This is a genomic window from Puia sp. (genome assembly GCF_035546395.1).
In the GTDB taxonomy this organism is placed as follows: Bacteria; Bacteroidota; Bacteroidia; order Chitinophagales; family Chitinophagaceae; genus Puia.
In genome coordinates this window covers 216413-242142 of the sequence record NZ_DASZXR010000014.1, presented here as the reverse complement: position 1 = coordinate 242142, position 25730 = coordinate 216413, and the positions used below count along the sequence as shown (strand labels likewise).

General features: G+C 56.7%; 15 protein-coding genes. 8 read left to right on the top strand and 7 right to left on the bottom strand.

What is annotated here, in order from left to right; translation table 11 throughout:
- Window positions 1-2: 2 nt before the first annotated feature.
- Window positions 3-3311 carry an efflux RND transporter permease subunit gene (locus tag VHE34_RS13655; protein WP_325588783.1) on the top strand — a complete coding sequence of 1103 codons (3309 nt, stop codon included), beginning with the start codon at window positions 3-5 and terminating at the stop codon, window positions 3309-3311.
- A 96-nt stretch (window positions 3312-3407) separates the two neighbouring features.
- On the opposite strand, the gene VHE34_RS13650 is transcribed toward VHE34_RS13655, so the two are convergent.
- Window positions 3408-5801, bottom strand: coding sequence for an ABC transporter permease (locus tag VHE34_RS13650; protein WP_325588781.1), 2394 nt, complete (start codon window positions 5799-5801; stop codon window positions 3408-3410).
- Between the two features lie 144 nt (window positions 5802-5945).
- On the bottom strand, window positions 5946-6713 hold the full coding sequence (locus VHE34_RS13645) for an NAD(P)-binding domain-containing protein (RefSeq protein ID WP_325588779.1): 768 nt from the start codon (window positions 6711-6713) through the stop codon (window positions 5946-5948).
- 15 nt (window positions 6714-6728) lie between these two features.
- Between VHE34_RS13645 and VHE34_RS13640 the strand changes: the two genes are divergently transcribed.
- The 5 genes from VHE34_RS13640 (at window position 6729) to VHE34_RS13620 (ending at window position 16026) form a co-directional block, all read left to right on the top strand.
- Window positions 6729-6854 (top strand): hypothetical protein, encoded by a 126-nt coding sequence (locus tag VHE34_RS13640; protein ID WP_325588777.1) that lies wholly within the window; start codon window positions 6729-6731, stop codon window positions 6852-6854.
- 63 nt (window positions 6855-6917) lie between these two features.
- A complete protein-coding gene (locus VHE34_RS13635) occupies window positions 6918-9623 on the top strand; it encodes a glycoside hydrolase family 127 protein (protein WP_325588775.1) in 2706 nt (901 codons plus the stop codon).
- Window positions 9624-9739: 116 nt separating this feature from the next.
- Window positions 9740-11521 (top strand): DUF885 family protein, encoded by a 1782-nt coding sequence (locus VHE34_RS13630; RefSeq protein WP_325588773.1) that lies wholly within the window; start codon window positions 9740-9742, stop codon window positions 11519-11521.
- 44 nt (window positions 11522-11565) lie between these two features.
- Window positions 11566-14601 (top strand): SusC/RagA family TonB-linked outer membrane protein, encoded by a 3036-nt coding sequence (locus VHE34_RS13625; RefSeq protein WP_325588771.1) that lies wholly within the window; start codon window positions 11566-11568, stop codon window positions 14599-14601.
- A 6-nt stretch (window positions 14602-14607) separates the two neighbouring features.
- Window positions 14608-16026, top strand: a complete 1419-nt coding sequence (locus VHE34_RS13620) for a SusD/RagB family nutrient-binding outer membrane lipoprotein (protein ID WP_325588768.1) — start codon at window positions 14608-14610, stop codon at window positions 16024-16026.
- Window positions 16027-16029: 3 nt separating this feature from the next.
- Here the strand turns inward: VHE34_RS13620 and VHE34_RS13615 are convergent, their stop codons facing one another.
- The 3 genes from VHE34_RS13615 to dusB form a co-directional block, all read right to left on the bottom strand.
- Window positions 16030-17442: a glycoside hydrolase family 30 protein gene (locus VHE34_RS13615; protein ID WP_325588766.1), complete on the bottom strand. Its 1413-nt coding sequence runs from the start codon at window positions 17440-17442 to the stop codon at window positions 16030-16032.
- The gene (locus VHE34_RS13610) at window positions 17442-18872 is read right to left on the bottom strand and encodes a glycoside hydrolase family 30 protein (protein WP_325588764.1); all 1431 of its coding nucleotides are present in this window, start codon (window positions 18870-18872) and stop codon (window positions 17442-17444) included. Before VHE34_RS13610 ends, VHE34_RS13615 begins: the two co-directional genes overlap by 1 nt.
- Before the next feature lie 61 nt (window positions 18873-18933).
- A complete protein-coding gene (gene dusB, locus VHE34_RS13605; RefSeq protein ID WP_325588762.1) occupies window positions 18934-19971 on the bottom strand; it encodes a tRNA dihydrouridine synthase DusB in 1038 nt (345 codons plus the stop codon).
- Between the two features lie 176 nt (window positions 19972-20147).
- Here dusB and VHE34_RS13600 point away from each other — a divergent pair, with 176 nt between their 5' ends.
- Window positions 20148-20633, top strand: coding sequence for a hypothetical protein (locus VHE34_RS13600; protein WP_325588760.1), 486 nt, complete (start codon window positions 20148-20150; stop codon window positions 20631-20633).
- 60 nt (window positions 20634-20693) lie between these two features.
- Window positions 20694-21167 (top strand): hypothetical protein, encoded by a 474-nt coding sequence (locus VHE34_RS13595; protein ID WP_325588758.1) that lies wholly within the window; start codon window positions 20694-20696, stop codon window positions 21165-21167.
- 287 nt (window positions 21168-21454) lie between these two features.
- Here VHE34_RS13595 and VHE34_RS13590 read toward each other — a convergent pair whose 3' ends face one another.
- Both VHE34_RS13590 and VHE34_RS13585 read right to left on the bottom strand, forming a co-directional pair.
- Window positions 21455-23737: a GH92 family glycosyl hydrolase gene (locus VHE34_RS13590; protein WP_325588756.1), complete on the bottom strand. Its 2283-nt coding sequence runs from the start codon at window positions 23735-23737 to the stop codon at window positions 21455-21457.
- Window positions 23734-25698 carry a glutaminase domain-containing protein gene (locus tag VHE34_RS13585; RefSeq protein WP_325588754.1) on the bottom strand — a complete coding sequence of 655 codons (1965 nt, stop codon included), beginning with the start codon at window positions 25696-25698 and terminating at the stop codon, window positions 23734-23736. The genes VHE34_RS13590 and VHE34_RS13585 overlap by 4 nt, the downstream gene beginning before the upstream one ends.
- Window positions 25699-25730 lie beyond the last annotated feature (32 nt).

The following is a 25730-nucleotide window of genomic DNA, read 5'->3' as shown; positions in this document are numbered from 1 at the left end:
GAATGATCGCCAATACGTTCATAAAAAGACCCGTTACCGCGATCGTCATCTCGACGGTCCTGGTCATCTCGGGTATCATCTGCATCTTCAACCTGGCGGTAGACCAGTACCCGGACATCTCCCCGCCCTCGGTCTCGGTCAGCGGCAACTATACCGGCGCCGATGCGCAGACCACGGAGCAAACGGTGGCGATACCCATCGAAGAGCAGGTGAACGGCTCGCCCGGCATGGAGTACATGCAAAGCACCAGCACCAACTCAGGCAGCATGAACGTCCGCGTTACCTTCAACATCGGCACGAACGTGCATATCGCAGCGTTGAATGTCCAAAATCGCGTGGGCATCGCCAGCCCCCTCCTTCCCTCCGTCGTGAGCAAGCTGGGCCTTACCGTGCGTGCGCGGAACCCGGATATGTTGATGATGGTGGCGGTCTTCGCGCCGAAGAACTCCCATAACATCACTTTCCTCGATAACTATACCAATGTCTTTATCGAGGATGCGCTGCTTCGCGTGCCCGGCGTGGGTGACGTGAACGCCCGGACGGACCAGTTCGCGATGCGCATCTGGTTGGATCCCAATAAAATGGCGGCGTATGGCCTGATGCCGAAGGATGTCATCGCTTCGCTGAACGCCCAGAGCGCCTATGTGGCTGCCGGTGCGGTCGGCGCCCCGCCCCAGAACAGCAGCCAGGCCTATGAGCTGACGGTGATGCCAAACGGGCTGCTGACAAAACCCGCCGACTACGAACGCGTCGTCGTCAAGACGATCCCCGATTCGGCCGGCGTCACCGGTCATCTCGTCTATCTCAGGGACGTCGGCCGCGTAGAGCTGGGCAAGTTCACCTTCTCCAGCTACTCCTGGGTCGATGGCAAACGCGCCTCGATCCTCATGGTCTACCAGGCGCCGGGCAGCAACGCCCTCCAAACGGCCAGGAATGTCTATGCCGAGCTCGAACGGCTCAAGAAATACTTCCCGCCGGATGTGGACTATAAGGTCCCTTTCGAGTCGGTCACGATCATCAAGGTCTCGATCCACGAAGTGCTGCTGACCCTGCTCCAGGCCCTCGGGCTCGTCGCGCTGGTAGTGCTGCTGTTCCTGCAGAATCTCCGTTCCACCCTCATCCCCATCCTGGCGATCCCCGTCTCCATCCTCGGCACCTTCTGTTTCTTTATCCCCCTGGGATTCACCATCAATACCCTGACCCTCTTCGGGTTCGTTTTGGCCATCGGTATCGTCGTCGACGACGCCATTATCGTGGTAGAGGCGGTGCAGCATTATATCGATGAGCAGCACATGTCGCCGAAGGAGGCGACCTATCACGCGATGAAGGAGATCTCGGCGCCCGTGGTGGCCATCGCGCTGATCCTCTCGGCCGTATTCGTGCCCGTGGGGTTCATCCCCGGCATCGTCGGCCGCCTCTACCAGCAATTCGCGATCACCATCGCCATCTCCGTCATCATTTCGGCCTTTGTGGCGCTCTCGCTAACCCCGGCCTTGTGTACCTTGCTGCTCCGGCCTTCGCATCTGCAGAAGAAGAACCTCTTCGATCGCTTCTTTCTTTGGTTCAACAGGGGTTTCGATCGTTTTATCGGCGGGTATTCGCGATCCGTGCACAGTTGGATCCGCGGCTCGAAATGGACTGTCCTGTTGCTGGCGGGGATCTGTGCAGGAGCTTTTATCCTGTTCAAAAAGAAGCCTTCCGGTTTTATTCCTTCGGAGGATGAGGGTCGTATCTATGTCACCTACCAGCTGCCCGAAGCCTCTTCCGTCACCCAGTCGACGGCGCTGATGCAAAAGTTAATGGCGATCGTCGCGAAGGATTCCGCGGTGAACCATTATACGGCCATTTCGGGTTTCAATATCGTCAGCGGCGGCGCCAATTCCAACAACGGGAGCATGTTCGTGATGCTGAAACCCTGGGAGGATCGGGTAACGCCTAACACCCGGCTTCCAGGCCTTATCTTCAACCTGCAGAAGAAATTCGCGTCCGCGGGGATCAAGAACGCCAATGTGATCGTCATCCCGCCCCCACCCATCCGTGGTATCGGCACTGCCGCGGGTTTCAGCATGCAGATACAACAGGGGAATACGAATGACGATATCCACCAGTTCGAGAATGTCGTCAAGCGATTCGTCGCCGAATGTCATAAATATCCCGCGATCAGCACGGCCTTCAGCTATTACGGGGCGCATACCCCCAGCTACGACCTGACCGTCGACCGGGAGAAATGCCAGAAATTGGGGGTCAATATCTCCGATGTGTTCAATACGATGCAGGCCTATATGGGCAGCCTGTTCGTCAACAACTTCACGCGTTATAATCGCACCTACCACGTGGTCGTGCAGGCCGATACCAACTATCGCGCCCTCATTTCCAACATGGACAAGTACTACGTGCGCAACTCGGCGGGGCAGATGCTTCCTCTGAGCACGCTGATCCACTACGTGCCTATCGAGACAGCGCCGCTGATCACTCACTTCAACATTTTCCGGTCGGCGGAAGTCGATGGTTCGACGCCGCAGGGTTACAGCACGGGCGAGGGCATCGATGCGTTGAAGCAAGCCGCCGCCAAGGCCCTGCCCCAGGGCTATTCCTATGAATTCTCGGGACTTAGTTACGAGGAGATCCGGGCGGGGTCGACGACCGTTTACATTTTTGCGTTCTCGATCGTCTTTGTCTTTCTTTTTTTGGCTGCGCTTTATGAGAGCTGGTCGGTTCCCTTTGCCGTCATGCTGGCCGTGCCGATCAGCGCCTTCGGGGCCATTGCCACGCTGAGCCTGATCCCGCCGCTGACGAACAACGTCTATGCACAGATCGGTCTGATCACGCTGATCGGTCTATCCGCGAAAAATGCCATCCTGATCGTCGAATTTGCGAAGCTTCGCGTCGACCGTGGCGAAGAGTTGGTACAGTCCACGCTCGAGGCCGTTCGGTTACGGTTACGCCCCATCCTGATGACCTCGATGGCTTTTATCCTCGGCGTTATGCCCCTGGTGCTCGCCAGTGGCGCCGGCGCCGTCGCCCGCAAAACCATCGGTTTCGTCGTCCTGGGCGGGATGATCGCGTCCTCCTCGCTGGCGATCTTTATCGTGCCGGTGCTGTTCGTGTTGTTTACGCGCCTTTCCTATGGGAAGAAGCAGTTGCAGTGGTTGCAGGACCATCATGAGGAGTTGCTGGAGAAGCAGCGTCGGGTGGAGGAGCAGAACATCGATCCCGAATTGGAATACGATATCGCCCAGGCGCATGCGGAGAATCGTGCGAGCCGCGAGGCGGGTGGGCATGGTGGTCCGGCTTCGCCGAACCCGGCCTAAGGGCGGCGGCTTGCCGGCGCGGCGCAAAAACGGAAGACCTCACATAGAGATGCGAGGTCTTTGTTGTATATTCCAACCATTCAAAAAGTGAACCAATTATTCGCTCCGCAGCGATTGCACGGGATTATTCATCGCCGCCCGCACAGCCAGGATACTCACCGTCATCAGCGCGATCCCCAGCGCCGCCACTCCCGCGGCGAGGAACACCCAGCCGCTTAGCGATACGCGGTACGCATAGTCCTGCAACCACCGCCGCATGGCTAGCCAGGCAAGGGGCCATGCCAGCAGATTGGCCAGCAGGACCAGCCGGATAAAATGCCTTGACAGGAGGGCGACGATACTATTGACGCTCGCGCCCATCACCTTGCGGATACCGATCTCTTTGACGCGTTTTTCTGCCGCATAGGAGGCCAGCCCGAACAGTCCAAGGCAGGAGATAAAGATGGCCAACCCGGCCAGCACGCTCACGATACGGCTCACCTGCGTGTCCGCCCGGTACACCTCCGCGAAATGATCGTCGAGGAATTGGTATTCCAGCGGATGATCGGGAAACAGGCTCTTCCAGGTGGAACGAATAGCGGTGATCGCCTCGTCGGTGCGTCCACCCCGGATCTTTACGGAGACTGTATTGAAATAGCGATCGTCGTTCAATAGGAACAAGGTCTCGATCTTATAGTGCAGGGAATTGAAATTGAAGTTGCGGGCGATACCGACGATGGTCCCGGCGGAATCGAAGCCGAAATGCTTGCCCAGCAGGTGCTCGATGGATTTGTTCGGTTCGTTCTTTGCCAATTCCTGGGCCATGGATTCGTTGATGATATATTCCTTGCCGACAGCCGATTTTTCCCGGGAGAAATTCCGCCCGGCCACCAACGCGATCTTATACACTCTTAAATAGTCCGCGTCGACGATCAGCCGCGTTCCCGTCAGGTCCCGCGCCGGCCCATCACCATAGAACGTGATACCCGATTGATCGAGATGGCTTCCCAACTCGTCCTGCGCACCCGTTACCCCTGCGATGGCGGCATTTTGACTCAGCTGTTGTTTCAGCAGATCGAACTTTTTATAGGTGATCCCATCGAGGGTAATATTGACGACCTGGTCGCGGTCGAATCCCGGGTCCTTGCCTTGCATATAGGTCAGCTGGCGATAGACAAAAACGGTGGCGATGATCAGGAAGATCGCGCAGGTAAACTGGCTCACCACGAGTACGTTCCGTAACAGCCCCTTGTTCTTGCCGATCTGCGGCAATCCCTTCAACACCTTCACCGGCTGGAAGGAGGACAGGTAGGCCGCCGGGTAAAGCCCCGACAGGAGGCCGACGAAGATCGTCCCGGCAAGCACGACAAGCGGTATCCACCGGTTCTGGTCGAGGATGATCTCGAGATGACGCTGGCTGAGGTTATCGACATACGACACTGCCGGCCAGAGAAAAAGCAGGGCCAGCACCATCGCCAGCAAGGCCAGCAGCACCGTTTCGCTCAGAAATTGCACGCTCAGCTGCGACCGCAGCGCACCGATGGACTTCCGGATACCCACCTCCCGGGCGCGTTCCGCCGACCGAGCAGTGGACAGATTCATAAAATTGACGCAGGCGATGATCAGCACGATCAGCGCAATAACCGTGAAGATATTGGTGTAGTTGCTGTCGAACTTCTGATAGTTGATATAATCCAACCCGATATCTGCCGCATGCGCATGGACGGCCTGCAGCGGCAGCAGGAAAAGCTCGTAATACTTCCAGCCGTCGCCGTCGAGATGTCGTTTCAGGTAGGCCGGGAACTGCTTTTCCATTGCGGCCACATCGGTATTGGGCGCCAGCTCGAAGTAGGTGTTGAGCCAGTTGCCCCCCCACATCTTCGACCAGTCGGGTTTGATAAAGGTATTGAAGGAACCCAGGGCGTCGAATTGCAGCTGCGAGTTTTCCGGCGCGTCGGCCGCGACACCAGTCACTTTGTATAATACCGTGTCATTGGCAAAATGGGAGACCGTCTTCCCGATGGGGTCCTCACTGCCGAACAGTTTCCGTGCCGTCGACGCGGTCAGCACGATGCTGTTGGGCTGTAGCAGCGCTGTTCTGCGGTCTCCCTTCAGCAACGGGAAATCGAACATCTGTAAAAACGCCGTGTCCACAAAGAACACCTGTGGCAGGAAAACCCGCCTGTCGCCATTGGTCATCTGGTATTTGTCGTTCCACCGGACATGCGTGTAGTTGACGATCTGCGGAAACTCCGCTTTCATCGTCTCGCCCATCGGGAACATCGACAGCGCCACTTTTTGCGAAGCCACCATGCCAGGAAATTTCTGCACTTCGTTGAGGCGATAGATATTTTTGGTATGGAACCGGTCGAAGCTCTTTTCGTAGAACACAAAGAGCATGATCACCATGCAGGCGGCCATGCCGATGGCGAGGCCCGCGATGTTGACGATCGAGTAGACCTTATTCTTCCAGAGATTGCGCCAGGCGGTCTTGAAGTAATTCCTGAACATTGGCAGTGAAATGATTGTCAATGCCACTGCCAGTGCAGTGCCAAAATTTCCACTAACTACTAATCAATTAGTTGTATTATTTTTTGCGGTATCGGCTGTCCGGTTTCGATACAATCACTGTTCTGTTACGCGCGCGCGCCTTCTTCATCCCCCAAATCGCATCAACACCCCATCCGCCGCTGCCGCCCAGGCCTCGTGCGCACCCGCCGCGGCAATCTCGGCGCCGGCCTGCTCATTGATGCCTCCGGGCGTTGCCGCGTGACGCGACAGCTCGCCGAAATGGATGGGATGCGACTGCTGTGCTAAAAAGGAAAGAGATTGGAACATATTGGCCACATAGGCGTTGGCTGTCTCCGGCTGCACGCCATGCGCAATCGTCCACTCGCTCAGCCGCTTCAACAAGTCGTAGTACGGCGTGATCAGGCCGGTCAGGGTCCACAACGCATGCAGTCCTGCTTCATCGGAAACGGGCAGGGTTTCGCCGAGATAGCCGAACAGCCGCCCGACGCGTTCGTCGGCGCGATATAACGGGATGGGACAGTTGTGTTGTACGACCGTGGGCAACGGGATCGCGCGGCAGGCGACGGCCGCGGGCTGGGTGAGCTCGCGTAGCGACGCATAGGGCAATAGCGCCACCAGCGACACCACGGTCTGATCTTCGCGGAAACGCAATGCGCCCAACACTTCCTTTGCTACGGGCGGCCGGACGGCGATGATCACTATGTCGCTTCGATCGACAACGGCCTGGTTGCTCTCCAGCCGCGAAACGTTCGCATAGCGGGCGGCCAGCGACAAAGACAGCTCCTTGTTGCGGGGAGAAACAAAAATTTCCAATCCTTCTGCCTCCGAAGTGCACAACCCCTGGACGACCGCGCTCGTGATCTTGCCGATACCGATGAATCCGATTTTCATATATTCGTCAAATATATGGACACCCGTCGCGAATTCCTGAAAAAGACTGCTTCCGCCTCCTGGCTATTGACCACCGCGGGCCTTCCGGCCCTGACGGCGGCCGCATCCTCGACCACGAAGTCTTCGTCATCGACTAGTTAAGATCGGGGTGGTTAAAGTGAAATATGGATAATAGGATATCCTCCTACCGCAGTATTTTTAAATATGCTTATACACCGCTTCCTTACTGCTGCTTTGCTAACCGCCGTCCTGCTGCCGGCCGCCGCTCAGCAGCCTACCGCCGCGCAAATGGGCGCAGCCGCCAATGCGGAAGGTAACCTCGCCATCGTCGCCACCCCCACCGGTTCGGCCCGGCCCGGCGCCGTCCTCGACTTGTTAAATGACGGCGAAACACCGATGGAGCCCGGCGACCGGCGCGCGCGCCCTCTGGCCCGCCAGGCCAACCAGTGGGTACAGTATGAATGGAAGCAGCCTGTCAGTACCCGGCAGATCGGTGTCTTCTGGTGGGATCATACCGGAACGGTAAAGCTGCCGGGTAGCTATCATATCGAGTACTGGAACGGCTCCGCCTTCCTGCCGGTAAACAATGCAGCCGGGCTTGGGCTTTCCGCCGGGAAATTCAATTTCACCACCTTCGATGAAGTGACGACTACGCGGCTGCGGATCGTTATGGATTCGGCCGATCGCTGGAATGCCGCGCTGGCCGAATGGACCGTTACCGAATCCGAACATTCGAAGCCCATTCCCCCGATCGTCATGGCCGGCGCCGACCGCGACGTCATGCTCGACGGCAAGACCTATCTCGACGGCCGGACCAAAAGCGTCCATTCCATTACCAGGGTGGAATGGAAAAAGCTGGAAGGCCCCGGCACGGTGACCATCGCCAACCCCGCGGCCGCGCAATCCACCGCGACCTTCTCCGCGCCAGGGGTTTATCGATTGAAGTTCACGGCCTGGCAGGGCAAGCTGCCAACCAGTGGCGAAATAAGAATAAAAGTTGTCCCCCCACCCCCGTCCAAACGCCTCGACGTCGTCTATACCAAACACTACAGCATCGACAGCAAGTTGTGGAACGACCGCGCCAAGGTCATCATCACGAACTGGATCCCCTGGTGCATCCGGGAATGCGAGCGCACCGACCTCACCACCGGCGAGGGCGGACTGGATAACTTCATCGAGGCCGCCAAGGCGCTCAAAGGCGAGCCCCATGGCAAGCACAAAGGTTATGTCTTCTCCAACGCCTGGGTACACCAGACGGTAGAGGCGATGTGCGAGGCCCTGATGGTCGATCCGAAAGGCGATAAGGACATCATTGCCGCGCAGGATAAAATGAAGGGGACCCTCGAAAAATGGATCCCGATCATTCTCGCAGCGCAGGAACCCGATGGCTATCTCCAGACCGCCTGGACGCTCCGCGATACCAGCCGCTGGCATCATCGATGGTCCCCCGAAGGGAGGGGTAACCATGAGGGATATGTCTCCGGTTATTTCATCGAGTCGGCCATCAACCACTACACCCTTACGGAAGGAAGAGACAAACGCCTCTATAACGCTGCCAGGAAGCTGGCCGACTGCTGGGTGGCCAATATCGGTCCCGGCAAGATCGCGTGGTTCGACGGTCACCAGGAAATGGAACAGGCCCTCGTCCGATTCGGCAGGTTCGTCAACGATATGGAAGGCCAGGGACATGGCGACAAGTATATAAAACTCGCGAAGTTCCTGCTCGACAACCGCAAGGGCGGCAGCGAATACGACCAGAGCCACGTACCCGTTCAGGAGCAATATGAGGCCGTGGGGCATGCCGTCCGCGCGATGTACACGTATTCGGGCATGGCGGATGTGGCCGCCGAGACAAAGGACGTGGATTATCAAAGCGCCGTCTTTTCGCTCTGGGACAATTTGGTCAATCGCAAATACTATATCACCGGCGGCATCGGCAGCGGCGAGACCTCCGAAGGCTTCGGCCCCGATTATTCGCTGCGAAATAATGCCTACTGCGAGTCCTGTTCCAGCTGCGGGCTCATCTTCTTCGAATACAAGATGAACCTCGCCTACCACGACGGGAAATATGCCGATCTCTACGAGGAGACGATGTACAACGCCCTGCTGGGCTCGCTCTCCCTCGACGGCAAGGATTTTACGTATACAAATGCGCTGTCTACGGCTCAGCCCCGTTATGAATGGCATGTCTGTCCCTGTTGCGTCGGCAATATCCCGCGCACCCTGCTGATGATGCCCACCTGGACCTATGTCCGCGGTGAGGACGGGCTCTATGTCAACCTCTTTGTCGGCAGCAACATCAACATAGAGAAGATCGCCGGCACGAACGTTCAAATGGTGCAAAAAACGGACTACCCGTGGAACGGCAAAGTCGACCTCACCGTCAACCCGGAAACTCCGGCCACGTTCACCCTGTATGTCCGTGTTCCCAACCGCACCACCTCCGAACTGTACACCCCCACTCCGCAGGTCAGTGGATTAATTTCTCTCCGTGTGAATGGCCAGCGGATCACCCCGACCATCGAACATGGCTATGCGGCGATCCACCGGGCCTGGAAGAAAGGCGACAAAGTTGCGGTCGAGCTACCAATGCAGATCCAACGGGTCACGGCCGACGAGAAGATCGAGGCCGATCGCGGACGGGTCGCTTTGAGGTATGGACCGTTGTTGTATAATGTCGAAGCGGCAGATAATAAGGATATCACGCAGTCGATCGGCTCGGCGCCGCTGTCGCTTGAATGGGCGCCGGACCTGCTGCACGGTGTCATGGTGATCAAAGGAAAATGGGCCGACGGCTCGCCGCTGGTGGCCGTTCCGAACTATGCCCGGATGAATCGCGTGCCAACGACCGCGACACCCGACGAAAGCAGGAACAAGCCGCCTGTCTCTATCGTATGGATAAAAAGGTAAATCCACTGCAATTAAGTTAAAATCGGTAAAGGATCGATCAATCCGTAAAAAGGGGCGTAGCCCGACTAAGGTTACATTTGGCGGGACGCTGCTTTTAACCAATTTAAATTTTTGGTATGAGAAAATGTCTCCGGATTCTCTATGGTACCCTTTTGCTCTTTTGCCTCTCCTCAAGTCTAACCTTCGCCCAGATCTCCCCAAATGCCTATGTTCCCTGCCAGGAAATGCCCAACCTGATGGAGAACTACAATGCCGACCTCCGCGCCATCGTCCGGTTCTACACCAGCAGTTTCTTTGGCGGCAGGGGTGGCGGCTACTTCGTGCCCACCGAAGGCGGCTCGCCGGACAAGCGCGCCCGCCTCGACGCGCTGTATCATGAATACCTCGACAAACTGGGTCGCCTCGACTTCAACGGTCTCCAGCAGGAATGCAAGGTCGACTATATCTTATTCAAGCGCGATCTCAGGCAAAAGCTCGAACAATCGGCTATCGAAGCAAGGCAATACAATAAGGTAAAGGGGTACTTCCCCTTTGCCGACAGTATCTACGCCATCGAACGCCTGCGGCGCCGCGGCCACCAACTCAATTCCGAGCTGCTGGCAAAGGACTGGTTCGAATATAAAAAAACCATCGGCGATCTCCAGACGAAACTCCACGCCGACTCGAGCCTCGACCGGGATGCGATCTTCGAGGCCGGGCAGGTGATCAGCGATCTGAAGCGCGCCCTGTCGAGCATCTATGAGTTTTACAACGGCTATGACCCGCTGTTCACCTGGTGGATCCCCAGGACCTATAAGGAACTCGATGACGCGCTCTCCGCCTACGCCGCATCCTTCAAGGAAAAGAACGGCAAATTCGTCTCACCCGACAAGAGCGGCATCGTCGGCCAGCCCGTGGGCCGCGAAGAGCTGCTTCGCCAGCTGAAGTACGAGATGATCCCCTATACCCCCGAAGAACTGATCGACATCGCCAACAAGGAGTTCGCCTGGTGCGACAAAGAAATGCTCAAGGCCAGCCATGACATGGGTTTCGGAGACAACTGGAAGGCCGCGCTGGAAAAAGTGAAGAACAGCTACGTTCCGCCGGGTCAGCAACCCGAGATGATCCTTCGCCTTTTCAATGAGTCGGTCGATTTCCTGAAGAAGCACGACCTGGTGACCATCCCGCCGCTGGCGGAGGAGACCTGGGGGATGATCATGATGACCCCTGAACGGCAGCTCGTCAATCCCTTTTTCACCGGCGGCAACGAGATCAGCATCTCCTATCCGACCAATACGATGGAGGAGGACGACCGGCTCATGAGCATGCGCGGGAACAATCCCTACCTGTCCCGCGCGACGGTGCATCATGAGCTCATCGCCGGACATAATCTGCAAGCCTTCGCGAATGCCCGCCACCGTACCTATCGGAACTTCGGCTCGGGATTCTGGACCGAAGGCTGGTCCCTGTACTGGGAACTTCTGCTCTGGGATCTCGGCTTCCCCAAGACGCCGGAGGACCGCGTGGGCATGCTCTTCTGGCATATGCACCGTTGCGCCCGGATCATCTTCTCGCTCAACTACCATCTTGGCAAGTGGACGCCCCAGCAATGCATCGACTTTTTGGTCGACAGGGTGGGCCACGAGCGGGCCAACGCTGCCGGCGAGGTCCGCCGTTCCTTCGAGGACCGCTATCCCCCGCTCTACCAGCTGGCCTATCTAACGGGCGGCAGGCAGTTCTATGCGTTGAAGCAGGAGCTTGTCGACAAGGGCAAAATGACATACAGGCAATATCATGACGCAGTGATGAGCCTCAATGCGATGCCCATCGAGATGATCCGTGCGATCCTCACCAAACAACCGCTGGACAAAGACTATACCGCCAAGTGGCGATTCTATGATAACATGACTCTTAATTGACCTGTGAACGATTCTTTCACTTTCAAACACCAAACAAAAAAGGTATGCATCAACCAAAACAAACCAACCTCCGCCTTTCGGCTACCCGCCGGTGGCCGCTGCTGTTGGTCCTGCTCCTGTGCCTGGGCGCCCTGTCCACCTCCGCACAGACCAAGAAGATCACTGGCAAGGTCACCGACGAGGCGGGCAATCCCGTCTCCGGCGCCTCCGTCAGGGAAAAAGACAGCCGCCGGGGAACCGCGACCGATGCGGAAGGCCGCTTTAGTCTGACCGTTAAGGATGGTGCGACGATAATCATCACCTCCGTCGGCATCCAACCCCGCGAGGTCGCTACGGGGACCGCCGGGAATTATGATGTCCAGGTAAAGGCAAGGGACAATGCCCTTAATGAAGTAGTCGTGACGGCCCTGGGTATCAAACGCGAAAAGAGGGAACTAACGTACAGCACGCAGCAGGTGACCGGGGCTGCACTTTCAGCATCCAAAGAGACCGGCGTCCTGAATGCGCTTACCGGAAAGGTTTCCGGTGTGCAGATCACGGCGTCCAGTGGCCAGCCCGGCGCTTCGTCCCGGATCGTTATCCGCGGCAACAGCTCGCTGCTGGGGAACAACGAAGCCCTGATCATCCTCGACGGTATCCCCGTCAACAATGACCAGACCGGCAACCCCAGCGGTGGTGGGAATGGCACCAGCCGCCTGTCCGATATCGACCCCAATACCATCGAAAGCATCAACGTCCTGAAGGGTTCCGCGGCGTCCGCGCTCTATGGTTCGGCCGCAGCCCGCGGTGTGGTCCTCATCACAACCAAGGGCGGAGCCTTCAACAGCAAGCCGAAGGTGATGGTCAACTCGCAATACTCTTTTGAGAACCCCATCCTCCCGAAGATTCAGACCCGGTACGCCCAGGGCGATCGGGGCGTCTACTTTGACGGGGACACCAAGAAGACCAGCGCCGTCTGGGGGCCCTCCGTCGACAGCCTTCGCAGCGTCGGCCTGCTGAAATATTATAAGAATCCGATGGATGCCTTTTTCACTACGGGTAAGACCTGGACCAACACGGTCAGCGTCAGCGGCGGGAACGACAAGTCCAACTATTTCTTCTCCTATTCCAATCTCGATCAGTCGGGTACGGTACCAACGACCAAATATGGCCGTAATGCTATCTTCGCGAAGTTCGGCAACCGGCTGACGAACCAGATCACGGCGACCTTCCAGGCCAACTACAGCCTGGCAACGAATCACGCCATCCCGGAAGGCTATGACCTCACCGACCCGCTCTGGACGGTCTACACCTCTCCCTCCACCTGGAATCCACTGCCTTATCTCGATTCGGCCGGTAAACAGCGGGTTTTCCGGCTAAGCCGCAACAACCCGTATTGGGACCTGTATAACATCTATACCAACAACAAGATCAGCCGGTTTATCCCGGTGCTGACTGTTGTGTACAAGCCGTTGGACTGGCTGACGGTGACGGAACGCGGCGGCGCGGATACCTACACGGAGCAGCCGGATTATTACGAGGCGCCCAGTACGGCCCTGGTGACCACCGGCAAGATCATCCAGAACAGCTCGAATTTCCGTCAGTTCAACAACGACCTGATTGCCGAGGCCCGTCACGGCTTTGGCGGTTTCGACGTCAGCTTCCTGCTGGGAAACAACATTCAGTCCACCTATTCGCAAACGCATAGTATAACCGGGACCGGGACATCGCTGGCCAACTTCGACAATGTCACCAATGGCGCGGTGATCACCGGTTATGAAACCCATTCCCTCGTGCGTAAGATCGGTTTTTATGCGCAGGCGAATATTGACTACCGGAATTTCCTCAATCTCTCGCTCACAGGCCGCTATGACGGCACCTCGGTCCTGTCCACCGACAAGAATTTCTATCCTTACGGTTCGGCCAGCGCCGGCTTTATCTTCTCGGAGCTGTTAAAGGTTCCGGCGATCAGCTTTGGCAAGCTGCGGGTCTCTTATTCCAGTGTAGGGAATGACAACGTCGCACCCTATTCGCTGACCACGCCCTACACTATCGCCGGCGGTTTCCCCTATGGCGGCAACTCCGGGTTCCTGATCAGCCAGTCATTGGGCAATCCTTACCTGCGCAACGAGATCACCAAAGAGGCCGAGGTCGGTCTGGAAATGCAGTTCCTTAGAAACCGCCTGGGATTCGAGGTCAGCTATTTCAACCGCAATCACGACAACCTCCTCACGCAGGGAGTGCCTATTGCGCCTTCGACAGGATACAATTCGACTACGCTGAATGCGGCCTTTATGACCAATAAAGGCTTCGAGGCACTGGTGAATATCACTCCCGTCAAGTCCCGCAATTTCACCTGGGACATGACGCTGAACTACACTCGTATCCGCAATAAGGTGACGAAGATATTCGGCAACACGCCGCAGTTGCAAATCGGCCAGACCTGGGCCTTTGTCGGAAAACCCTATGGGGTGTTCTATAGCCCGGGTTATCTCCGGGACTCTTCTACCCATGAGATCATGGTCGACGCTTCCGGCTTGCCGATCACGACACCGAATAACGAGATCATCGGCAACCTGCAACCCGACTTCCTCGCCGGTGTCAACAACAATTTCACCATAAAGAACTGGACCGTCGGCTTCTTCCTGGATTACCGCAAGGGCGGAGATATCCTCAACTCGGACGACCGGTATGGCTATTTTTATGGGACGCCGCTGGTTACGCAAAATCGCCAGGACCTCGTCGTGAAAGGCCTGGTACAGGGGACAAAACAACAAAACACCAAGGTTGTCCACGCCGAGGATTATTTCCAGCGTATCAATACGAACTATGAAGCGGCGATGCAGAGCGGCACTTACCTGAAACTGCGGACGGCGTCCATCGGTTACAGGCTGCCTGCCCAGATGCTTGGTAAGACGCCATTCAATGCCGTCAGCCTCACGCTCACCGGCCGGAACCTGTTTATTTATAAACCGGGCTTTACCGGTAGCGATCCCGAGGTCAGCAGCTATGGCACGGGCAATGGTTCACAGGGAGTGTATGGCAACACTGTTCCAACCTCCCGTTCCTTTAACCTGACCCTAAATGTGGTCTTCAAATAAAACACCATGAAAAAAATAATAGCATATACAGCGATCCTCGCAGTCCTGGCGGGGACAGGATGTAAAAAGTTCGTGGACGTCAACCAGGACCCGAACAACCCTTTGTCGGTGCAGGAAAAGATCCTTTTGGCGCCCATCGAAGAAAATATCGCCCACGGCATCGACGCCGGCGGCAGCCAGGGCAATGACGGCGAAGGCGAGGCTGCCACCTTCACCAATCATTTCATGCAAACTATCTGTTATAACCAGGTGGCGCTGAATTACGGCACGTATTTCTTCGTTGGAACAGATATGAACCTAAGCTGGCAGCAGGTATACAATACCGTGTTGATCAATCTGAAGCAGCTGACCGATATCAGCCAGAAGAATGGCAACGCCAATTACACCGGGATCGCCGAGATACTCACTGCTTATACGCTCGGGTTCACGACCGATCTCTGGGGCGATATTCCCTATTCCAAAGCGCTGGGGGGCGCTTCGAATTTGCAGCCCACCTATGATAAACAGGAATCCATCTATGACAGTGTCCAGGCCTTGCTTGACCGGGGGATCGCGGATATCGGTAAAAGCGCGGGGTTAAAAGTAGGCGCCGACGATTATTTCTATGGCGGGAAGATGAGCCAGTGGGTGAAGCTGGCCTATAGCCTGAAGGCGAGATATTATATGCACCTGACGAAAGCGCCTGGGCATACGGCGGTGGCTCAGGCGCAGCTGGCGCTTACCGCTTTGCAAAACGGAATGACCTCCAATGATGATGACTGGAAATTCGCCTATCCCGGGGGCGCGACGTCACAGGCAGCCTGGTATACCATTATGCTGCCGTACTCGACACTTTGCGCTTCCTCGGCCATCGTGGATACATTGGTTGCCCGTAATGATCCACGCCTGCCGTTCGTGATCACCAAGTCCAGGAACACCGGTCTTTATACCGGCCGGCCAATCGGTACGCCGACCATCGGTGATCTGGGCAATTATTCCTCCTTTGGGGATTATTATTCCGCGGCAGACGCGACCCAGTACATCATGCCCTACACTGAAGTGCAGTTCATCCAGGCCGAAGCCAACTGGCTGGTCACCGGCGTCGGAGCCGCCCAGCCTTTCTACACAGCCGCGATCACGAATAATATGACAAAGATCGGGGTTGCCGCGGGCGATATCACGACCTACCTCGGCAGCCGGGGTACGCTCACGGCCGGGAATGCCCTGCAACGCATCATCGAGGAGAAACGCATCGCTCATATGCTGTCGCCGGAGAATTACAACGATTGGCGCCGCACGGGCTGGCCTGCGCTTACCATCGTTCCGAATGCGCAGACGGCCGGCATTCCCCGCCGCCTGATCTATCCGCAATCCGAGCTGAATACCAACCCTCAACCCCAACAGTCGGCTCAATTCACCGACCGGGTCTGGTGGGATGCGCAATGATCTTTATAGTTGAATAACATAGGTAGCGACTGCACCGGCATTTAGTGTTGTGTGCAGTCGTTTTCCTTTTAATTCTATCGTAAATCCCTTCTCTGCCGCGGTGTTGTTCAGCACGATCAGCACCGCCTGCCCTGTCGGCGTCCGGAACGCGACATTGGGCAACTGCTCGTCCGAATTGCTGGAGATGCGCGCCGATCCCGGCCGTACATATTTTGCGGCATGCGCGATGATGTAATAGGCGGGATTTCTTTTGACCGCATCCCCGTCGATCGTTACGGCCCCGAGACAACGGTCACAACCGCCGCGGTCGGTATGGGGCTGCCACTTCGAGTTGGCCGCAAGGTTCCATTCGATCACGGTCTTGCACCAGTTCCGCATCGCGCCGATGATCAGCTTGTCGACATGCTCGGGGATATCCTTTGTAAAGTCGCCCGGCGCTCCCACCCATTGTTCGGTGAAATAAAGGTTCTTGTCGGGGAAGGAATCATGCAGCGGCGTCAGGGCCTCGATCTTTCCGCCATAGAGGTGAAAGGCCGCTCCGTCCACCCATTTGGCCGCCTCGGGGTCCCGGTAGATGGAATCCGGGTAGTCGGGGCGATCCGCATTATGGTCATAGACGATGATCTTCGTGTCCAGCCGCTCCTCGGCGATCATCGGCCCAAGGACCTTTACAAAGGCCGCTTCGGCGATCGCCGGCATGAACATGCTGGGATTGTTGCCGGGATGCAGCGGTTCGTTCTGAACGGTAATGGCGCCCACGCCGATACCGTTCTGCTGCATGGCAAGAATATACTTCACCAGGTATTTTGCGTAGGTTCGGTAATATTGCGGCAGCAGGCTGCCCCCGCGGGTGTCGTGGTTATTCTTCATCCATGCCGGGGCCGACCAGGGCGAAGCGAGAATCCTGATCTCGGGATTGATGGCAATGATCTGCTGCAACACCGGGATCACCTCGTTCTTGTCCGGCCCAAGGTCGAAATGATCGAGCGCGGTATCCGTCTGCCCCGCGGGAAGATCGTCGTAGGAGAAGACATGATCGTTCAGATCGGAGGCGCCGACGCTCACCCGCAGATAGCTTCCACCGATATGGTTGCTGTCGGTTCCGAATAACTCCTGCAGCAGGGCTGTCCGCGCATCGGGACTCATCGCCATGATATGCTGTGCACTGCCGCCCGTCAGGGCCCATCCAAAACCGTCGACATGTTGAAAAGTTTTCTTTTCATCCATTGCGATCACCGGGTCTCCGCCGTTGACGCCGCCCTTATCCAGGAACAGTTCCGGCTGTCGTTGAAAGAATACGGAATGTGCCGGATCGGTCAGCCAGACCGTCACCGGCCGCTCTTTTTGCGCGGAAACGGGGCCGAGTACGCCGCTCAGCGCTATGCTCAATAGGGTCAGCCTGGAAAGAGAGGTCATTATTTGATGATTAACGTGACGATGGAATGCGGCATACTTTCGGTCATGGCCGACTGACCTTTCAGCAGCAGCCGGTAAGGGATCGACTCATCCGTCGAATTCATGACCAGGACGGCGATGCTGCCGTCTTTGTTCACGAAGGCCGTGGTTTGCAATTGTGCGCGATTGGACGAGACCGCGATCCGCCGCGCTCCCGGCCGGACGAATTTCGAGAAATGCCCGATGTAATAGAAGGCATTGGTATAGATCAGCTCACCCGTCCGCGTATCGGCGTGTACCGGGGCAAAGCAGAAATTGCCGACATGGTTGGGCCCGCCGTTCTCATCCAGCAGGATGTTCCAGTCGGTCCAGGCCGCCGTTCCGTCGTTGAAGTCATTGATCATCGAATACCCGTACCGTTCGCCCAGCGACCAGGCATGCAGGCTGTCGAAGGAGAATTTCTCCTTGCACCCTTCCGTAAAGATGAGGTTCTTCGAAGGGAACGCCGCATGGGTCAGCTGTACGTTGTTGAACTGCATCGGCCCGCCCGTCCAGGTCTCGTACCAGTGGAAGCCGATGCCCCAGACATATTTCGCCGCCGCCGGATCCCCGAGAATGGTGCTTGCTCTTTGAAAGACGAGGTCCCGGTTATGATCCCAGGCAATGAGCTTCTTCTCCCCCATCCCGGCTTTGGCCAGCGTAGGGCCGAGATGATTCTTGATGAAATCCCGCTCTTCCGCCGCCGTATAGATACAGGACTCCCATTTTTGTTTGGCCATGGGTTCGTTCTGCACCGACAAGCCCCAGATGGGGATCCCCTTCGCTTCATAGGTCTTGATGAATTTCACGTAAAATCTGGCCCAGGCCGCCGCGAATTCGGGTCTGAGATGACCGCCGTCTATCACGCTGTTATTGTCCTTCATAAAGGCGGGCGGGCTCCAGGGGGAGACGAACAGCTTCAGCTTTCCGCCGGCCGCGGCTATTGCCTGTTTGATCAGCGGGATCTTGTATTGTTCGTCATGGGCGACGCTGAAGGTCTTCAACGCGGAATCCCCTTCCTGCACATAGCTATAGGTGCCGCTGGAGAAGTCGCAGCTCTGGATATTCGTGCGGGCGAGCGTATAACCGATACCGGTACCCATGCCGTAGTAGGCGGCCAGCAGCTCCTGCTGTTTGTCCTTCGGCAGTTTGGCGAAGGTCTCCGCCGACGCATCGGTCAGCGCGCCGCCGATGCCGACAATGGATTGGAAGGTTACGGATGGGTCCACGAGTACGAAAGGCTCCGTCTCCAGCGGCTGACGTCCCGGCGAGAAGTTCAGCTTGCCGTTCTCCGACAACCGGAGTTGTGTGTTGGCGGCCGTTGTATAGACGGTGATGGATCTTTGCTGTGCCATAGTGGACGATCCCGCAAGGACCGCGCCGGCCAGCAGAAGGAGTTTAGTAGTGAACACGTGCGTAGATTTAAGTTTGGCAACTTTGGATTCGCGCCCGAAGTTAGGGTCTTTTGCGAACCTACAACGCGCAATTCGTATGATAGTTCACCAGCCGGATCGGCTCGGGGGACGTCACGTAGCCCCGGTATTCCGCCTCGATCTCGTCCAGCAGGGCGCCGACAGCATCGGCATCCGGCAGCCGCACCAGCCGCCGCGTATATTGCTGGATCGCCGGAAGCCCTTTCAGATAGTGGGCATAACGGCCCCGCATCTCGTTCAGCCCCTGTGCCGCGCCATTCCAGCGCAGGGCGCCCGCCAGGTGCATCCGGCAAACTTCGACGCGCTCTTCCACCGTCGGCGGCGGCGCGGGTGTCCCTTTTTGTCGAAGATGCTTTATCTCGCGGAAGATCCATGGGTAGCCGATCGCCGCCCTACCCACCATGATCCCGTCTACCCCATACCGGTCAGCATACTCCACCGCCTTTTCCGCACTGTCGATATCGCCATTCCCAAATATCGGTATCCGCATCCGCGGATTGTTCTTCACCGCCCCGATCAGCGCCCAGTCCGCTTCGCCTTTGTACAGCTGACAACGGGTCCGGCCGTGAATGGTCAGCGCCTCGATACCGGCGTCCTGAAGCCGTTCGGCCACCTCGACGATGTTTTTGGAACGCTCATCCCAGCCCAGCCGGGTCTTGACGGTCACCGGCAGCGATGTCGCCCGGACCGTGGCCCTGGTCAACCGAACCATCCGATCCGGGTCCCGCAGGACTCCCGCCCCCGCACCGCGGCCGACAACGCCCTTTATCGGGCATCCAAAGTTGATGTCCAGTAAAGAGGGATCGGTGACCCCCACGATCGCGGCCGCCATCGCCAGGCTCTCCTCGTCACCGCCGTATAGCTGGATACCCACCGGCCGCTCGGTCTCGAAGATGTCCAGCTTTCGCCGGGCGTGGATCGCCCCCTTTACCAGGCTCTGGCTTGAAATGAACTCGGAGTAGGTAAGATCAGCCCCGAAAGCCTTGCAGACAGCCCGAAAAGGCGGATCGCTCACATCTTCCATCGGCGCCAACAATAAGGGGGCATCCGGCAAAACGATATTTCCAATGGTTACCATTCGACCGGCAAATATCGGTCAAATTGCCCGTACATTTGTCATTGACTCAATAACTGAATATGTCCCCTTCTCGGGAACGTATTCGGTAGTGAATAACTTTTAGGGGAAATAAAAATAAACCCGGGCAAAAGCCGTTTTTAGCGGGTAATTCAATTCCTATATCAAAAAACCTGACTATGCGACCTACGCGTATCTGCTCCCTCTCCCTCATCGCTTCCGCTTTTGCCCTCGTTCTCGCCTCCAGCTGTAAGAAAAATAACAACAACGGCGGCGGGGATAACATTTCCGCCACGGTTGGCGCTACCAACGTGTCGGGTGCGCATACCCAGGCGGCTTATTCGACCTACCTGGACATGTTCCTCATCGCCAGCTACAATGTACAAGGCAAGGACACCACCGGCTTTTTCCTGACTATACCCAATGCCAAGGTCGGCAAGGCCATCTCCTCGGACACCACCTTCCTGGAAATGGACTACGTCGGCAGCAACGGGGCCGATTATGCAGCGTATTCCCAGAACGGCCACGTCACCCTGACCATCAACACGCTGGACTCCGTCGGTCACAAGATCAGCGGGACCTTCTCCGGGACGGCCTATGCCTCGGCTAACGACAGCGTCCTGATCACCAATGGGAAGTTCAGCTCCTCCTATACGAAACAATAAGATTTCTATAAATCACAGACCCGGGCCGGCTGACGCCGGCCTTTTTTTTATCTTTGCCCCATGAAATACCGTGTTGCCGCATTTTTGCTCTTTTTCTCCTTCGCCGGCTGTTCCAAGAGCAACAATAATTCTCCCTCCGGCAGTTTCTCGGCAACCATCGGCCCCACTTCCTACCAGGGCACCACCACCCTCGGCGCCTATTCCTATGGTCTCGGCGAACTGGCGATCGTAAGCTATTCGCAACGGACCAATGACACTTCGGCCTTCCAGGTCACCATGCCATGGCCCGCAAAAGCCTTCAACCAGGTTCTTCCCGCAGATACCCTCCTCACGCTCTCCTATACGGCCAAAGGCACTGAATATGACGCCTGGTCGACCGAAGACCAACTCCAGCTGACCATTACCTCCATCGACAGCATCGGCCATAAGATTGCAGGCTCTTTTACCGCCACCGGTCATTCGGCCGCCAACTTCAACGACAGCGTCGTGATCACCAACGGTAAGTTCAGCACGTCCTATAATGTCAATCCATAATATAATAATAAAGGCCAGCTCGCAGCGCTGGCCTTTTAGATTTATGGGTCAGGATTGGCCCTTAGCTATTGCCGGTAATAAACAAATACGATAAGAACATCACCAGCCCGAGAAACGCGACAGCCAGCAGGATCGTTTGAGCGGCTGCACCTACATGCATGGAGTGTGCGGTTTTTTTCATATGACGGCATTTTATATGATAATAATCAATTCCTCATATCTAATATATGAAAAAAACGGGATGTTTGCAATAGTAAAAAGACGCAGATTCGCGGTTGCGGTTTTCACTAATGGCTTGCGCTCATGTAAAAGACCAGGGTTCCCCCTTGCATAATCTGTTGATGAGTCAAAGTATGCCCGGCAAGCGGCTTGCCGTTCAAGGTGACCTTCTTTACATATACATTCTTATCGCTTTGATTCTCAGCTTGAATGGTAAATGTTTTGCCGCTCTCCAACCGGATCACCGCCCTATTGATCGCCGGGCTGCCCAGCGAGTAATCCCCGGAACCCGGCGCCACGGGATAGAATCCCAGCGCCGTAAAGATATACCATGCGCTCATCTGGCCGCAGTCATCGTTGCCGCCGAGCCCATCCGGGGCTGGTTTGTACTGTTTTTTCAGGATCATCCGCACCCTCTCCTGTGTCTTCCAGGGCTGGTCGGTCCAGTTGTACAGGTAGGCGACATGATGCGAAGGCTCGTTACCGTGAACGTAGTTGCCGATGATGCCATCGCGGGTGATGTCCTCCGTCTCGGCAAAGAACTTGTCGGGCAGCTCCATCGTAAATAATGAGTCCAGGTGGCGGACAAAGGGCTTGTTGCCGCCATACATCGCCACCAGCGCGGCGGGATCGTGCGGCACATAGAGGCTGTAGTTCCATGCATTGCCTTCGATAAAACCCTGGCCGTTGGTGCTCAGCACATCGAAATCCTTGCGGAAGCTGCCGTCGCTCAACCGCGGCCGCATATATTCGATCGAAGGATCCCAGACATTCTTATAGTTCTGCGCCCGCTTGCTGTAGGTGTCGTAGACGTCCATCCGGCCCAGCTTCTTTGCCGCCTGCGCGATACACCAGTCGTCATAGGCATATTCCAGCGTGGAAGAGACCGACACCCCGTCCCTTTCGGCGGGGATATATCCCTTGTCGATATAGTCGCCCAATCCCTCGAAGCTGCGCCGGGTCGACGTCGCGATACAGGCATCAAGGGCCTTGTTGGGGTCAAAAGGCGTATTGCCCTTGACGATGGCGTCTGCGATGACGGATACGGAATGATAGCCGCTCATGCACCAATTCTCGGTCGCATAATGCGACCAGATGGGTAACATATGTTCGGCGCTTTGCTGATAATGGGCCAGCATGCTGCGGATCATATCGGCATTGCGCGTCGGTTGCAGGATATTGAACAGCGGATGCAGCGCACGGTGCGTATCCCACAGGGAGAACGTCGTATAGTTCACAAAGCCCTCCGCGGTATGGTCCAGCTGATCGACCCCCCGGTACCTTCCGTCGACATCCATGTAGACTGTCGGGTTGATGAACGCGTGGTACATCGAGGTATAAAAATTCTCCTTTTCCTCCTGGCCCGCGTCGATGACTACTTTGCTCAGCTCGGTATTCCAGGCCTCCTGTTCCTGCCGTTTTACCGCCTCGAAATCCCATCCGGGGATCTCGGTCCGCAGGTTCAGCAGGGCGCCTTCGGTGCTTACCGGCGACAGCGCGAATTTGATCTTCACCTTCTCCCCTTCCTGGGTCTTGAAGTCGAAGTGCATCCGGATCTGCCGTCCTGCCTGCTCGGGGAAATTGTGGTTCTGGTCGAAATGGCCCCAGAATCCGTGATAGGCCTGTCGGCGATCGTATTTGCGGGCCCCGTATTGGTCGAATGGCTTGGAGAACACCATCGCAAAATACACCCGCCGCGTGCGCGCCCAGCCGTTGGTCTCCCGGTAGCCGGTGACAAGGGTGTCGTTGACGACACGCAGGTAGGTCCACACATTCTTGTCGTCGTAATTATAGATGCCGTGCATCAGGTCGAGGATGATATGCGCCTGGTTGGTTGCGGGGAAGGTATACTGGTGAAATCCGACCCGCGTCGTGGCGGTCAGCTCGGCGAGGATATTATAATCTTCGAGCTTCACTTTGTAATAGTCCGCCTCTGCCGTTTCCGCTTCATGGCGAAAGGCCGAACGATAACCGCTACGCGGCTGTGTTGCGACGCCCGGATTCAGTTTTAATTCGCCCGTCGTCGGCATGATCAAAAAGTCGCCGAGATCGGAGTGCCCCGTTCCGCTGAAGTGCGTATGGCTGAACCCTACGATCGTCTTGTCGTCGTATTGATAACCGGCGCAGTATTTATATACATCGGGGTTGTATTTCCCGTTCAGCTCATAGGGGATCGTGTCGGTGTCCGGGCTCAGCTGCACGGCCCCGAATGGCGCGGTGGCGCCGGGATACACATGCCCCATCCGTTGGGTGCCGAAGATGGGATGGACATATTGCACCAAATCCGGAGCGGTCTGCGCTTTTGTCAAAAGGGGTAAAGCCAGCAGGCAAAAAGGAAAAAGCTTTCTCATCGTTTGTTCCATTGGTAATCTAAAAGTTTCATAAAATATCCGCCCACCACGCTGCGGGCCTGGAATCCCACCTGGCGTCCATCGGTGGTTTCATGCCAGTCGCTCAGCGGCACGCGGCTCGGCGTTTCGGTCAGGTATTTGTGCACCGGGTCGATCAGGGCTTCGAAATCTTCGGGCTTCGAGGCCAGTGTAGCCGTCCAGCAGATCCAGTCGGACTTTGTGTAGGTCTTACGGCTGTCCAGGGGGAGGCCGAAGGGCTCCTGGTGGGTGAGATACCAGGCTATCTCCTTCTCATATACTTCGGCCGGGAATAATTTCAATCCCAGCAGCTTATCCCAAACCAGGTTGTATTTCTGGCTCCAGCTGTCCTTCCGGTCGAAGGTCAGTGAGTAGTGATCGCCTGCGTCCGCCATCCGCATCCATTTCTTTGCCATGTCCGCCGCGAGCTGCCGGTATTTTGCCGCCTCTGCGTCCTTGCCCAGCTGTTCGGCCATCCAGCCATAGGCGCCGATCGCGACGATCGCCTTTACCGAGAGATTGGCGTTGCGGGCAAGATGCCCTGCAAAATCGTCGGTACAAAGCTGGTTCACGGGATCGAAACCTTTGGTCTCCAGGTACCGCACCCAGGCGCCGAGGGTCGCCCAGTGCTGCCGGGCATAGTCGGGACTGTTCTCCGCCTTCGTGATGGCCGCGGTGAGCAGGATCATGTTGCCGCACTCTTCCACCGGCATATCTTCGCCATAGGTCTGTCCATTGGCGATCGGATAGGTGCCGAGATCATGTGCGGCAAAAGGTTTCTTCCAGCGATGGCTCTCGCTGTAATAAAAGATGCCGTTCAGCATCCCTTCCAGCAGCCGGGGATTATACAACAGGTACAAAGGAGCCGACGGATAGGTCACGTCGACCGTATTGATTGAACCGTTGCTGAAGTTCTCTTTGGAAAGGAACAGCAGTTCGCCCTTCCGGCTTTGCACCAGTGCGTGTGCGGAGATGCTTTGCCGGTAGGCCGCCACGCAGAGGTCTGCATAGTTCTGTCCCCCTGCGTTCATCGCGTTGGAGTACATGGTCTTGTTGAATGTATCGCAACGGGAGAGGACCTTGTCATAACCGGTATAGGCGTTTTGCAGCACCCCTTCGAGCGTCGCCTTCCTCGCATTGCCTTCCGGATGGCTGCGCCACCAGGGCATGAGGCGCCGGTGGAAGAATTTTACGGAGTAGCGTTCGTCGTATCCGATAAGGACCAGCTTCTCGACCGGGTCCTCGCCGATCTTGATCGTGGGAAAACCGGTATGCATAAAGCCCGATCCGATGGTCTGGATGAGCCCCGGCTCCGAGGGGGCCGCGACATATACATAGCCCCAGTCGATCCGCAGGTCGTCCCCTTTCCTGGCGAGCACCGGCTGTCCCCTGGTGCCTGCCCGGAGATAAACGAGATTTCCGGCAATCCCCTGGTCTATCTTCAGCTCCTGGTCAGGGGTATTGGCCGCGAGCGCTCCGGCGACACCGACATACAGCTGCGCGCTGTGAGGTACTCCGTCGTTGCTGCGCATCCGGAAGGAAAGATAGGTCACCGGTCGCGAGAGCAACGTGAGATCGTTCAACAGTAAGGGCGAAGTAAAGGTCAGAGTCAGATCGACGCCGCCACAGGCAAACTGGTACTTCGTCTGGGTGGCATTCACGCTTACCCATTGCTGCAAGGCCGGCCGGGTCGATGCCATGCTGCTGTCCTCGAGGGTAGGCTTTCCGAGAAAACGGCATCGCTGCCCATCGACCACGAGTACACCCAACAGCGGTTGTGGTTTCCCCGTCCAGTGTTTCGTCTCCTGGGTCGCCAGCGAGTCCGAAAAGGACCATACGCTAAAGTAAGTGGAATGCGTGATCAGCGGGTACGCAGGCATCTGCCGCAATTGTCCAAACACCGATTGTGTTAACAGCAGAAGACCCAAAAATGCTTTTCTCATTCGCCAAATATAAATCATCCACCGACATTTCA

Coding starts and splice junctions, on each gene's coding strand:
- VHE34_RS13655 (WP_325588783.1), top strand. CDS start 3: ATGATCGCCAATACGTTCATAAAAAGACCCGTTACCGCGATCGTCATC.
- VHE34_RS13650 (WP_325588781.1), bottom strand. CDS start 5,801: ATGTTCAGGAATTACTTCAAGACCGCCTGGCGCAATCTCTGGAAGAAT.
- VHE34_RS13645 (WP_325588779.1), bottom strand. CDS start 6,713: ATGAAAATCGGATTCATCGGTATCGGCAAGATCACGAGCGCGGTCGTC.
- VHE34_RS13640 (WP_325588777.1), top strand. CDS start 6,729: ATGGACACCCGTCGCGAATTCCTGAAAAAGACTGCTTCCGCCTCCTGG.
- VHE34_RS13635 (WP_325588775.1), top strand. CDS start 6,918: ATGCTTATACACCGCTTCCTTACTGCTGCTTTGCTAACCGCCGTCCTG.
- VHE34_RS13630 (WP_325588773.1), top strand. CDS start 9,740: ATGAGAAAATGTCTCCGGATTCTCTATGGTACCCTTTTGCTCTTTTGC.
- VHE34_RS13625 (WP_325588771.1), top strand. CDS start 11,566: ATGCATCAACCAAAACAAACCAACCTCCGCCTTTCGGCTACCCGCCGG.
- VHE34_RS13620 (WP_325588768.1), top strand. CDS start 14,608: ATGAAAAAAATAATAGCATATACAGCGATCCTCGCAGTCCTGGCGGGG.
- VHE34_RS13615 (WP_325588766.1), bottom strand. CDS start 17,442: ATGACCTCTCTTTCCAGGCTGACCCTATTGAGCATAGCGCTGAGCGGC.
- dusB (WP_325588762.1), bottom strand. CDS start 19,971: ATGGTAACCATTGGAAATATCGTTTTGCCGGATGCCCCCTTATTGTTG.
- VHE34_RS13600 (WP_325588760.1), top strand. CDS start 20,148: ATGCGACCTACGCGTATCTGCTCCCTCTCCCTCATCGCTTCCGCTTTT.
- VHE34_RS13595 (WP_325588758.1), top strand. CDS start 20,694: ATGAAATACCGTGTTGCCGCATTTTTGCTCTTTTTCTCCTTCGCCGGC.
- VHE34_RS13590 (WP_325588756.1), bottom strand. CDS start 23,737: ATGAGAAAGCTTTTTCCTTTTTGCCTGCTGGCTTTACCCCTTTTGACA.
- VHE34_RS13585 (WP_325588754.1), bottom strand. CDS start 25,698: ATGAGAAAAGCATTTTTGGGTCTTCTGCTGTTAACACAATCGGTGTTT.